The sequence below is a fragment of the Pantoea sp. Tr-811 genome, from assembly GCF_011752535.1.
Taxonomy (GTDB): Bacteria; Pseudomonadota; Gammaproteobacteria; order Pseudomonadales; family Pseudomonadaceae; genus Aquipseudomonas.
The window spans coordinates 297544-309846 of record NZ_VWXJ01000006.1; the positions used below are offsets into that span (position 1 = coordinate 297544).

Genomic DNA, 12303 nt, shown 5'->3' on the forward strand with positions numbered 1-12303 from the left:
GATGCCGAACGATCACAACAACGAAGATATCACTGAAACGGTCGTAACTTCGATTCAGCGCATAAGAAAGCAGAGGCAGGAAGCGCTTTCACAAACTGATAGTGAAACCGCTGATCCAGAATTTGAAGAGACATCGAATGAACGCTACGGCTACCCCGCTGATCCGGACTTCCAGTTACGGGGCGGCTACAACAACCTCATGCTGGATGCGGCGGCACCGCTGTTTGGCCTGGTGATGCGCCTACGCACCCTCGATACGCTGCCCAACATCGAGGACGTGCACAAGCAGCTGCGCACCCAGATTGAAAACATCCAGCAAGAGATGCGTCAGCATGGTTATGAGGCCACGCAACTGCTGGCGTATTCCTATGGCCTGTGCCTGTTCATCGATGAAGCCGTGATGGACCGGCCATGGGGCCAGACCAGCCTCTGGAGCCAGGAGCCCCTGCTGAGCATCTTCCATGATGAAACCTTCGGCGGCGAAAAGATCTTCACCGTGATCTCGCGCCTGATGCAAGAGCCCCGGCAGTACAAGGATGTGCTGGAGTTCATGTACTTCATCCTGTGCCTGGGGCTGAAGGGCAAGTACGCCCTCGCGCCCAAGGGCGAAGAAACCCTGAACACCCTCATTCACCAACTCCACGGAGTCATCCGTGAGCTACGTGGGCCCACGCCGACAACCGTCTGCGACCCCTACACCAATGTTGCCCCGCGCAACTTTCGCATGAACCGGCAATGGCCCTGGTGGAGCCCCTTGGTGATTTCCGCCATTGCCATGGCCACGGCTTACGGCATCTACAGCTACCGCCTGCACCTGATCACCACCGAGGTGCTGCAGTCGCTCAACGGCATTTTGCAGCAGTAACAAGCCCTTAACGGCACAACTGAATTCAACGAATTAACGGGGCGATCGCTTCGTTGACAAGTCCATCGTTCCCGATGGCCACGCCGCCTTTGGTGTGCGTGCTTTATCCACATGGATGCAGGAGAAACTGCCATGCCAACACCCGCTTACATCAAGATCCAAGGCCAAACCCAAGGCAACATCACTGCCGGTGCCTTCACCTCAGACTCAGTCGGCAACGTATTCGTCGAGGGCCATGAAGACGAGATTCTGGTGCAGGAAATCAAGCACCAGATCAAAACACCCACCGACCCGCAAAGCGGCCAACCCGCCGGCCAGCGGGTCCACAAACCTTTCATCTTCACCAGCGCGCTGAACAAGGCCACGCCCCTGATGTATCAGGCGCTGGCCAGCGGCGAAATGCTGCCGGCCGTTGAGGTCAACTGGTACCGCACTTCGGTAGAAGGCAAGCAGGAACACTTCTTCACCACCAAGTTGGAGGACGCCACCATCGTCGATATCAACACGGTCCTGCCGCACGCCCAAAACCAGGACAACGCGAACTACACCCAGATGATCGAAGTAGCCATGTCCTACCGCAAAATCTCCTGGACCCACGTAGTGGCAGGCACCGAAGGCTCCGACGACTGGCGTAAACCGATCGTCTGATCCTACTGAAATGCCCCAGGCAGGCTGGTCCTGCCTGGGCGCTTCGAACACTCAGAAGGCGGACAAGGATCTTTTATGCCTAGCCAATCTGATTTGCGCTTCAGCTTTAAGCCCCTTGTGGGCAGGGCTGAATTCGAAGTGGTGTCGTTTGAACTCAAGGAAGCGATCAGCACACCCTTCACTCTCGAACTGGAATTGATCAGTTTCGAGCCCGATATCAACTTCGGTGAGTTGCTGGACAAGCCGGTGTTGTTCACCCTCTGGAATGGCCAAAAGCCGGTGCGTTACGTGCACGGTTTGGTCAGTAGCTTCAGCCAGGGCGAAAGTGGCTTTTACCGCACCTACTATCACGCCGTGGTCGAACCAATCCTGGCGCGCGCCCGGCTGCGCTCGAACTGGCGCATCTTCCAGCAAAAGACCGTACCGCAGATTCTGGAGCTGATGCTCAAGCGTCAAGGCATCCAGCAATACGAACTGCGCGCCATCGATAACCATCAGGTCCGCGAGTTCTGTGTTCAGGCCGGTGAAACGGACCTTGATTTCATCGCCCGCCTCGCGGCCGAGGAAGGTTTCGTCTACCGCTTTGAACACAGTGAAAAGCTGCACAAGCTGATCATTACCGACCGTGTGCAGTCCATGGGGCTGATCAGCCATGGGGCAGTGAAGGGCGTTGATGAAGACGAGGGTTTCTTCGAAGACGGGGAAGTGATCGACCCCAATACCGTCCTGTACCTGTCCAACAGCGGCGGCGATCAGGCCAGGCCGTGCCTACGCCGCTTGCGTTACAGCGAGCAGGTCCGCACCTCGCGGCAGGTTCAGCGCGACTACACCTTCACCCATCCAGCGTATCGCCAGGAACACAGGGCTTCGGGCCCTTACCTTGAGCATCAGTCGACCGAGTACGAACGCTTCGACTACCCCGGCCGCTACAAGCGCGACGTCGTGGGCAAGCCATTCACTGAAACGCGCATCACCGCCTTGCGCCACGATGTACGCCTTGCTGACGTTGAAGGGGATGACGTTAGGCTGCAGCCTGGCCTCAGCTTCACGCTGACAGGCCACCCACGCGGTGATCTGAATGCGCATTGGCGCGTGAATAGCGTGGTTCACAAAGGCAGCCAGTTCACCAGCCTGCAGGAAGAAGCGGCTGGCGTTGACCAGAGCACGCGCTACCAACAAACCGCCCAACTTGTTCCCGGCAGAACCGAATGGCGCCCTGCCCCATTGGAAAAACCCCACGTCGACGGCCCGCACATGGCCACCGTGGTCGGCCCGCCGGGTGAGGAGATCTACTGCGACGAATGGGGTCGGGTCAAGGTTAGTTTCCCTTGGGACCGGGAGAGCAAGGACAACGAGTTCAGTTCGTGCTGGGTACGGGTGTCGCAGGGCTGGGCCGGGGGCAGTTGGGGCGCGATGGCCATACCGCGCATTGGCCAGGACGTGATCATTCACTACGTCAACGGCGACCCGGACCAACCGATGATTACCGGGCGCACCTATTGCGGTAACCAGTTACCGCCCTACGACCTGCCCGACCACAAGACGCGCATGACCATCAAAAGCCAGACCCACAAGGGCGATGGCTTCAACGAGCTGCGGTTTGAGGACGAGCTGGGCAAAGAGGAAGTCTTCATCCATGCCCAGAAAGACCAGAACACGCAGGTCAATAACAACCAATCCCTCACGGTTGGCGTAGACCGCATCCAAAAGATTGGGCAGGACGAATCCATTGCCATCGGCCGTAACCGCCTACGCGCAGTGAAAGCGAACGACACGCTGAAAGTCGGCGGCGGCAAGAACGACCTGATTGCCGGCGACTACGAAGTGGAAGCCGGCAACACGATACGCCTCAAGTGCGGCAAGACACTTATCGAAATGCATGCCAACGGCACTCTCAACATCACCTGCGAAACCTTCAACCTCACCGGCCAGCAGAGCGGGCAGATCAATACACCCGCAGCGAAGCTGGATCTTAACCCTGAGGGTGGGCAAGCGGGCGCCACTGCGAACGGCCGCGACGCCAGCGGGCTAAGGGCCGACGTGGATGGGCATTTCGAATAACCACAAAAACTCCAGAAAGGACTCCTGCGCATGACTGAATACCTGACTCACGATGTGCTTCTCGATCTGGGCGAAGAAGCCCCCGAAGACCTGACACTGAACATGCTGCGCTTCGCCAACCGAGGGACGACATTGGTAGTGGCTCGCAGCCCGGTCACACACAACCAGACCTTGGACGAAGCCATTGACGAGCAACTGAACATACTTCGCAAAAAATCGAAGGCAATGACCATCACCGCCACCCAGGTCGCGCGACTGGGAGGCGCAGAGCAGTTCGTGGAGGCTCGCGAAATGGCCATTCAATTCATGGTTGGCGACAAGCCCAACTTCCAACTCCAAGCAGCCTGCCTGGTGCCCTATCAGCAACGCTTGCTAGTGCTCAACTACAGCAAGCCCGGCCCCTTGAGTGACAGCGATATCGAGCACTGGCGCGGGATCAAACAAAAGCTCCGATTTGCCTAAGCCCCTCTTCTTCCCAATTCCATTCTAACCACGTAGAGCTTGAAACCTATGGCGCAAACCGTCCATGCAGCCCGTGAGGGCGATGCAATCCTACACCCGTCGCTTGCCGCCGAAATGCTTAGCGCAATCGCCGAAGCCGCCATCTATGCAGCAGCAACTGCTGCCGTTGCCGCCGCCATCAGTTTGGCCGTTGTAGGTACCGTAGCGACCGGCGGCGCAGCCGGCTTCGCCATCGCTGCCGTCGCCGGCGTAGCGGTGGGTGCAACGAGCACCCTTTCGGTCGGCGAAGATCAGACCATTGGAGAGGCCATCTCCAGCTTCTGCGACGCGCTTGGCAACAGTGTCGACGCACCCGATCCCTGTGGAAAAATTGAGAGCGGGTCAGGCAACGTGTTCATCAACAGCAAGCCTGCCGCCCGCGCAGCGGGTATTACGGGCCCACCGGGAGGCGGAGCGGCCGAGGGCGAGCAAGCCGAACCTTCCATCCTGGAAAATGTGGGGTCCATGGCAATGGCGGCGGCGCCCTACTTGTTGCCGGTATTGGGACTGGGCATGGCGATACGTGACATCTTCAACCCGCCCGTCTCCACACCAAAGAACCCTGGAGCGCAAGACCGAAGTAAAGATTTGATCTCATGCAGCCGCCACCCACCTCTGCCTGACAACTATATCGCCCAAGGATCGGACAAGGTTTTCATAAATGGTCAGCCTGCAGCGCGATCCGGTGACAAGACCACCTGTGATGCGACTATCGATGTAAATGAGAAAGTGTCGCCGAATGTGCGAATTGGCGGCGGGACGGCGACGGTTCGTGACATTCGCAATGGCAAAAGCAAGATTGCAATGTTTACGGGAATTATTGCAGGGATACTCATTTCACGACGAATAAGGTTCCGTCCCCGTCCATTGAAGAGCATATGCCCCCCCTCGCTGTTCAAAGTCTTTAAAGGAAATCCCGTCATCGTGTCGACTGGCAGCAAAGTGCTCGGTGGACCTGAGGATGTTGACTTCAGCCTTCCGGGCTTGCTGGGAATCGAATGGGCGCGCAGTTACGACAGCAATGATATACGCCATGACGGCCTCTTCGGTATGGGCTGGAGTGTCCCCTACGAGGTGGAACTGGTCCGGGTCCCACATCCTCAAGGGGGGCAGCTGTGGATCTACATCGACGAGGAAGGCAACCGCTTGGAACTAGGGCGCCTCGGCGCCGGCGATGCGTTCGTGAGTGTCACGGACGGCCTTGCGTTCTTCCAGTTGGAAGACGGTCAGACCGTCGTCGAGGACATCAACGAAGGACGCTATCAAGTCTTTGACACCGATCCTTTCAACCCACAACGCTCACGTCTGATACGCCTCGGTGACCGCAACCTCAACGTCATAGATCTACTGTATGACGACCAGGGTCGATTGCAGGTTTTGTACGACGATTATGGCCAGACCATTGCTCAACTGCACTATGACCTGCTTCACCCAAATCGAGTCAACAAGGTTTCACAAGCTTTTCTAAAGAACAGCGAACCACTCGCCATAGAACGCAACGAAATACTGGTGAGCTACCGGTATACCGAGAACGGACAGTTGCATGAAGTACTTGATGCCACTGGTCAACTAATCCGCCGTTTTACTTACAACACCGAGGGCTATCTCAACAGTCATCAGTTGGCTAGCGGCGCTGTGCGCCAGTACGAGTGGGAAAAGTTTAGCATTCCCACAAAGCGCCCAACGCCTAAACGCGCCGATGGAACGCCCTACTCCTTGCCTCCTTTGCTTGAGCAACAACCTGATCATGAGTGGCGGGTGATACGTCACTGGGGAAGCGATGGCGAGGAATACCGGTTCGAATATAACTTGGAGGACGGTGAAACATTCGTCATCGACAGCCTCGGCCGACAGAGCCGCTATTACTGGGGACCGATGTACGAGGTGTATAAGTACATCGACCCGCTTGGTAACTGTTGGCAAGAGGAGATAGTCGCCGGACAACTACTAAAGAGTATCGACCCGCAAGGAGGCGAATGGCGCTACAGCTACGATGATATCGGCCGCCTGATCGAAACGCATGACCCTCTAGGACGCAGTGAGCAGATCAACTACTTGCGCCACTGGGCGCTACCCGTCCAAATCACCGATGGCGCAAAGCGCACCCAGCGCTACGGCTATGACACTCACGGCAATTTGCTATGGGAGCAGGACTTACTGGGCCGCAGGACCCAATATCAATACAGCCCGGAAGGTCGTGTAATCCGCGTCACTGATGCCCTCGAAAAGACCAAGCACCTGGGTTGGAACACCCGTGGCCAGTTGCTCAGCTACCGCGACTGCAGCAACAACCAGACGCTGTACCACTACGACTTACATGGCCGCCTGAGCGAAAGCATCAATGCCCGTGGCGAACACTCTCACTTCCGCTATGACGCTCGCGGCTATCTGGTAGAAAGTGAACGCCCCGATGGTCGCATCGACCGCTATGAGGTCGATCTCGCCGGCCAACTGACCCGTTACATCGATCCTGCGCAGAAGAAACTGCAATTTCGCTACGATCGCAGTGGGCGCATGGTCGAACGGCTGGACGCCATGGGCTACAGCGTAAAATTTCGCTATGACGCCTATGGCCGGCTGCTACAGCTCACCAACGAAAACGATGAATCGTATCGCTTTGGTTGGGACAAACTGGACCGCCTAATTGCGCAACAAGACCTGGATGGCAGTGGTCGCATTTATGAATACGACGTGCTTGATGGGGTCACCAGCCTCACCCATGTGCCCTCCCCTCATGAACAAGCACCACTGTCCGATAATGCCCCAGCAACGCGACAGACTTCCATCCGCCACGACTTCAAGCGCGATGCGGTTGGCCGCCTGCTGACCAAGCAAACCGAGGATGGTGTTACAGACTACAGCTACGACGCCGCCGATAATCTATTAGCCATCATCTTCACCAATAACCTGGGAGAAAAGCAGCAGCTTGAATACACCTACGACCCCGCGGGCCAACTGCTGAGCGAAACCAACAGCGCCGGACTACTGCAATACTGCTATGACGAATTGGGCAACCTGCAAACCCTCACGCTTCCAGATCAGCGGAAACTCAATTACCTCTACTACGGCAGTGGGCACCTGCACCAGATCAACCTGGACGGTCGGGTCATCAGCGACTTTGAGCGTGACGCTGTGCATGACGAGGTCATGCGCACCCAAGGCAGCCTGATTACACGCACCCGTTATGACAAAAGTGGACGTTTGAGTGGTAAGGCCATTCACTACCGCGACGCCCCGGTTGAAGAGCTTCCGTTACTCGAAAAGAGCTACCGTTACGACTTACGCGACAACTTAATTACCGAGGCATTTACCCAGACCCAACGCCGCAGCATCGGCAGCATTAATACTGATGAGGCTACACATCTTGAAAAGACAATTGGCAACTTTAATAGCTCGCCTCACATAGGCAAAAGCTACACCGGCAGCAACCGCTATGGCTACGACCCGAATGAACAGCTGCAAAGTACTCACCAGTCTCGCCCCAACAGGCAAGCGATAGAGGTTGAGGATTTCAAGTATGACAAAGCTGGCAATTTATTCAACGGACCGAAGCTCAATGGCTTAGTCAAGCACAACCGTATTCTAGTCTACCAAGACAAGCGATATCGCTACGATCGATTTGGACGATTGTGTGAGAAAAGAATTGGAAGCAACTGGGTGCAGTATTTCAAGTACGACACAGAACAACGATTGGTTTGTGTGGATCAGAGCCGCATGGGTGAGCGCGAACGTATTGTGTTCCGCTACGACCCCCTAGGAAGGCGAATTAGCAAAGAGGTTTATAAGAAAAACCACTCAGAACCAGGGCGGCGGACTTTATTCCATTGGCAGGGATTACGCATGCTGCAAGAGGTACAGAACGGCCTTATCAGTTCGTATGTCTTTGCCAATTTAAGCAGCTACGAACCAATAGCCAGAATCAGCGACACGCCTAATGCTGTAGAGTTAGAGTACTTCCACACCAACCAAAATGGCCTGCCAGAACAGCTCACAAACGAAGAGGGCAATGTTACATGGCGAAGTGATTTCTGCGGATGGGGTGATTCACGCGACGAATGGAGGACTGAAAGGCAAGCGAGAGAACAAAACTTACGTTACCCAGGACAATATTTTGATCGTGAAATTAAGCTTCACTTCAACACCTACAGATTCTACGACCCTGCAATTGGGTGTTTCACACAAGCAGATCCACTCGGCCTGCTAGGCGGACTGAATCTCTACAAATATGCTCCAAACTCAACAAACTGGATCGATCCATTAGGTCTAACTTGCATTAAATCCAGATTTTCAATGTCGAACTTAGTCGTCCGCCTCCGTGCGACTCTTAGACTTTACCCAAAAGTCACTGACCCCAGGACTGGCCGCAGCATACCATTTCCTACCCAAATTGGCGGCAAGATCTCGGCTGCTGATCGCACCTCGTGGGGAGCAGCCGAACGTGGCGCATTTATCAAAGACTGGTATGATCGTGGCTATGCAACACCAAGAGGCGGATGGGCAGAGTACGACATCCACCATATAAAGCCAAGGGAATACGGAGGCGATAACACCTTCTGGAATTTAGTACCCGTACAACGCAAGACACACCAAGAACTCTTCAACGCATTCTGGCGAAATTACAATGAAATATAAGAATCTAAAGATCACGATTGACAAACTAAAAACAAAGTGGCTATCACCGCAAACAGCCCACCACTACAAGAACGAGTGCCCATTCCCTCTCGTCTGCATTTTTTCAGACGGACTCAGCGATAGAGAAATCTCTAATTTGACACACGGATTTCCTGATGAACTTCTAGCACTATGGCGCCTGAGTAAAAAATCCGAGCTATTTAAAGACAGCCTATACGGACAATGGGGGATCGAGATCCTAACCCCTGAAGAGACCATCATCGAAACTAAAAACCTGCAAAAAACCAGGACCAATGAAACACTAGAAAAGGACTTTGTATTCGGCAGATTTTATGGCGATTCCGAACTATTAATAACAACCGAAAATGGAGAAATTTTGGTCTGCACACCTCTGGATCATAGAAATGAGTGGATTAAAGCAGCGAACTCATTATCGGAGTTCATAGAGAGAATAACCGTGGAAGAGGGTGCCAAGTTCTGGGAACCATCCCACTGAAAAACTTGAAGATGCAGGCGGCGCGTTGCATTACAGGCCTGCCATACTGGCCGCAGCAAGCGCATCTATGCGAGGCGGCAATCAACAGACATAGCAGCATCATGTCTGTTGCCGCCAGATGCGAAACACACCTGGGGGGCTTCACTCTGAAGAGAAGCTTCTGGCAAAATACGCAAACAGATCAGGAATCACTATTAATGAAATATACTCCGAGCGACGTCCATGCCCAGGATGCAATTCACTCGTAATTCGACACTCGCCCAAAAATACATTTTCCTTTCAATACAGTACCTCAGGTCGTAGCGCCTTACAGTCCGCGCTATCAAATATCAAAAAAACTTTTTGCAGAGAAAACACCATGACCCCTATATCTCTCGCACTCATACAAACTCAAAAGCCACTTGCCAGCAAACAAGTTAGATCAACCAACATCTCCTCTGCAGTGGTCGACACACTACCCCTGCTCAAGAGATATAAAAATAGCGGGCTTGAGTTCTACAGCGAACTTTGCATCAACGGAACATTAGGAGCCTCGATGATTTTCTTCGGACATGATTTTTCTGGCTGTTTCGGAATTGACACCGAAGACCACCACATTAAATACGTGACAAAAGAAGATGGCACCATTGGAGTTATATTTTGCAATTCGACAATAGGAGATTTTCTTTATTTCAACAACTCATTCATTGACTTAATTCATGAGAGGATCGACGCAAAATCGAATGACTTCGAAACAAAAATCACAAGACTGATAAGCACTTACTCTGAAAAAGACCCTTTGGCAATGGAGCGCGAAGAAAACTTTTGGCCACTACGCACCTACGAATTGGAGGAAGACTTCTTCCCTCTTGATGATTCGAAAATCAATCTCTATTCCAAAAATGATGACCAATAACGATCTCGAACTGAAAAAGCAAATATCAGAACTAAGCGAGGAATTCATTCTACGAAAGAGTCATCTTAAATTCGCATTCGAAGAATGCAAGCAAAAAGTTACTAAATGGCAATCCTCACTGGGAGAATCACTGGAGTTAACCCCATTCGAAAACCTCATACCCAATATATCAAACAAACAATCGCGGACTCTTACGAACCCTACTCAAGCCCAGTTGAAGTCAAAGAGACTAATGAAGTATGGCTTCGACAAAAACGACGCACCAATTATCTCAATAGGCCGACCGCACGAAGACACAAACAAATTCGGCGAACTTATACGACTAAAGTCAGACAACTTAATCCTAAGCTGCCAGATCTTCACTAATTCGCATATAGAGGACAGGCTATTATCAATCACAAAAATAACGAATAATAACAACTCAACGCACTACTTAACTGTAAGCCCCCCTTACAACTGGAGCAGCCGAACAGACTTAACATGCCAAAACAAAATATACAAGAGCTCCATCATGGCGACCAGTTGGCATACACAAATAACCTACAACTTCATTTATAGCGAAGCAGGAGAACTTGAAAAAATTCTAATCGGAGATCACCTGCACTGGTCTACATAGTTTATTTGCGATCTCAACCAACATAGAACGGCGAGTAACGCCGAGGTTCAGGGCGATGACGTCAGGCTGCAACCTGGGCTGAGCTTCACGCTTATGGGTCAACCTCGTGACGACCTGAATGCGCATTGGCGCGTAAGCCGTGTGGTTCACCAGGGCAGCCAGTTCACCAGCCTGCAGGAAGAAGCGGCCGGCGTTGACCAGAGCACGCACTTGGTAGGCGGACTCGATCTATATCAATTTGTACCGAATCCGGAGAGTTGGATTGATCCCCTGGGTCTCGCACCAATAATATTCATTGACAGCAGAGGCCTCACCTTAGAGGTTACGAGGTATGCGGATTTAAGTCACGTTACAGATTCAAAGCTTAAAAAATCAGCTTTCTTAACGTCCCCGAATCCACCTCATATGGTATAGCCCTAGAGACAAAACTGGAAAAATATATTACATCACTACAAGCAGCGTGCGGAAGGCTCAATTATAGGCATGCCAGAAAAGCACCACAAAAATAAATATAGCGAACTACACCCTCATGGGAATCAGAAGTGCAGAGGAATAAATAACAGGCATGAATTCAACATATGGAAACGAGAATCCCTGGCCTATCAAGCCAACAAAGAACTAGCGCGCAGAAGCAAAGCACCATCAACAACCAGCACAATCACCGGGAGATATCACCAATGAACAAACAACTATTAGAAAAAATTTCAAGCCTAATAATGCCAGACAACGACTTACATGGATCCCCAGCATCAGATAAAGAAATATTTGATGCAGAGTTAGAGCTAGGGATAATATTTGACCCACAGTACATTGATTTTATAAAAATCTTCGGCGGCGCATTTGGCGGCATCGAAATACATGCATTCAACAACGGCGAATTAATAGGAGACGAGACAGTAACAGAGTTAACAAAATCATTCCGAAACGCATACTCCGACAACCTGACGGATGAGTTAATGCAGTCTTGCGTCATCTCAGGTGACGGAGCAGGAAATCCAATACTTATTAATCAAAAAGGCCACATCATCATATATCTTCACGAAACCGGAGAAGTAGAAAAAATGCACAACTCACTAGAAGAGCTTTTACAAAAATCATTTCCGTAAAATAAAAAACAATCACAAAATAAACACAAAGAATAAAATTCAATGCCGATTATTTCAGCTCCATATTTACCTACGATTCTAACAGTAGGCATTCTTGATAGCACTAAACCACACTCTTTAATTTTCATTTAATTTAAGATAAGAAGCACGCTATTAAGCGTGTTTCCCCATCACCAGCATCATCGTGAAGCGTTCAGAGATTTAGTTACACTTGGATAGCGGACAAGGATCTTTTATGCCTAGCCAATCTGATTTGCGCTTCAGCTTTAAGCCCCTCGTGGGCAAGGCTGAATACTGTAGGGTTCACAAGGGCAGCCAGTTCACCATCCTGCGGGAAGAAGCGGCCAGCGTTGACCGTAAGCGCTCCATGAACCCCACCTATCCAAAGATGGGCGAGCGCTTAGCTATGCAAATGAGGCGTGCAGTTCCACGGCAGCAAGGCTTCGTAATCATCCACTGAGCACGCCTGCGGCAGGCGTTCCA

General features: G+C 52.1%; 9 protein-coding genes and 1 pseudogene. All 10 read left to right on the top strand.

The features are described from left to right. Nucleotide 1 precedes the first annotated feature (1 nt). The gene (icmH, locus tag F3J44_RS12235; protein ID WP_167272668.1) at nucleotides 2–865 is read left to right on the top strand and encodes a type IVB secretion system protein IcmH/DotU; all 864 of its coding nucleotides are present in this window, start codon (nucleotides 2–4) and stop codon (nucleotides 863–865) included. A 132-nt stretch (nucleotides 866–997) separates the two neighbouring features. Beyond that, nucleotides 998–1513, top strand: coding sequence for an Hcp family type VI secretion system effector (locus F3J44_RS12240; RefSeq protein WP_167272670.1), 516 nt, complete (start codon nucleotides 998–1000; stop codon nucleotides 1511–1513). Nucleotides 1514–1588: 75 nt separating this feature from the next. Then, a complete protein-coding gene (locus F3J44_RS12245) occupies nucleotides 1589–3574 on the top strand; it encodes a type VI secretion system Vgr family protein (RefSeq protein ID WP_167272672.1) in 1986 nt (661 codons plus the stop codon). A gap of 30 nt (nucleotides 3575–3604) precedes the next feature. After that, entirely contained in the window at nucleotides 3605–4036 is a 432-nt protein-coding gene (locus tag F3J44_RS12250) for a DcrB-related protein (RefSeq protein WP_167064038.1), read from the top strand. 114 nt (nucleotides 4037–4150) lie between these two features. Further along, on the top strand, nucleotides 4151–8707 hold the full coding sequence (locus F3J44_RS12255; RefSeq protein ID WP_205299840.1) for an RHS repeat-associated core domain-containing protein: 4557 nt from the start codon (nucleotides 4151–4153) through the stop codon (nucleotides 8705–8707). Continuing rightward, nucleotides 8697–9203 (top strand): SMI1/KNR4 family protein, encoded by a 507-nt coding sequence (locus F3J44_RS12260; protein ID WP_167272675.1) that lies wholly within the window; start codon nucleotides 8697–8699, stop codon nucleotides 9201–9203. The genes F3J44_RS12255 and F3J44_RS12260 overlap by 11 nt, the downstream gene beginning before the upstream one ends. A 118-nt stretch (nucleotides 9204–9321) precedes the next feature. Next, nucleotides 9322–9498, top strand: a pseudogene (locus F3J44_RS30365) (nucleic acid/nucleotide deaminase domain-containing protein); the annotation flags it as partial. 63 nt (nucleotides 9499–9561) lie between these two features. Continuing rightward, nucleotides 9562–10098, top strand: a complete 537-nt coding sequence (locus tag F3J44_RS12265; protein ID WP_240158329.1) for an SUKH-4 family immunity protein — start codon at nucleotides 9562–9564, stop codon at nucleotides 10096–10098. Nucleotides 10099–11391: 1293 nt separating this feature from the next. After that, the gene (locus tag F3J44_RS12275; RefSeq protein WP_167272679.1) at nucleotides 11392–11820 is read left to right on the top strand and encodes an SMI1/KNR4 family protein; all 429 of its coding nucleotides are present in this window, start codon (nucleotides 11392–11394) and stop codon (nucleotides 11818–11820) included. Between the two features lie 235 nt (nucleotides 11821–12055). Beyond that, a complete protein-coding gene (locus F3J44_RS30230) occupies nucleotides 12056–12280 on the top strand; it encodes a hypothetical protein (protein WP_205299841.1) in 225 nt (74 codons plus the stop codon). Nucleotides 12281–12303 lie beyond the last annotated feature (23 nt).

Bases quoted from the DNA above. Each gene is read 5' to 3' on its own strand.
- icmH (WP_167272668.1), top strand. From the start codon at position 2: ATGCCGAACGATCACAACAACGAAGATATCACTGAAACGGTCGTAACT.
- F3J44_RS12240 (WP_167272670.1), top strand. From the start codon at position 998: ATGCCAACACCCGCTTACATCAAGATCCAAGGCCAAACCCAAGGCAAC.
- F3J44_RS12245 (WP_167272672.1), top strand. From the start codon at position 1,589: ATGCCTAGCCAATCTGATTTGCGCTTCAGCTTTAAGCCCCTTGTGGGC.
- F3J44_RS12250 (WP_167064038.1), top strand. From the start codon at position 3,605: ATGACTGAATACCTGACTCACGATGTGCTTCTCGATCTGGGCGAAGAA.
- F3J44_RS12255 (WP_205299840.1), top strand. From the start codon at position 4,151: ATGCTTAGCGCAATCGCCGAAGCCGCCATCTATGCAGCAGCAACTGCT.
- F3J44_RS12260 (WP_167272675.1), top strand. From the start codon at position 8,697: ATGAAATATAAGAATCTAAAGATCACGATTGACAAACTAAAAACAAAG.
- F3J44_RS12265 (WP_240158329.1), top strand. From the start codon at position 9,562: ATGACCCCTATATCTCTCGCACTCATACAAACTCAAAAGCCACTTGCC.
- F3J44_RS12275 (WP_167272679.1), top strand. From the start codon at position 11,392: ATGAACAAACAACTATTAGAAAAAATTTCAAGCCTAATAATGCCAGAC.
- F3J44_RS30230 (WP_205299841.1), top strand. From the start codon at position 12,056: ATGCCTAGCCAATCTGATTTGCGCTTCAGCTTTAAGCCCCTCGTGGGC.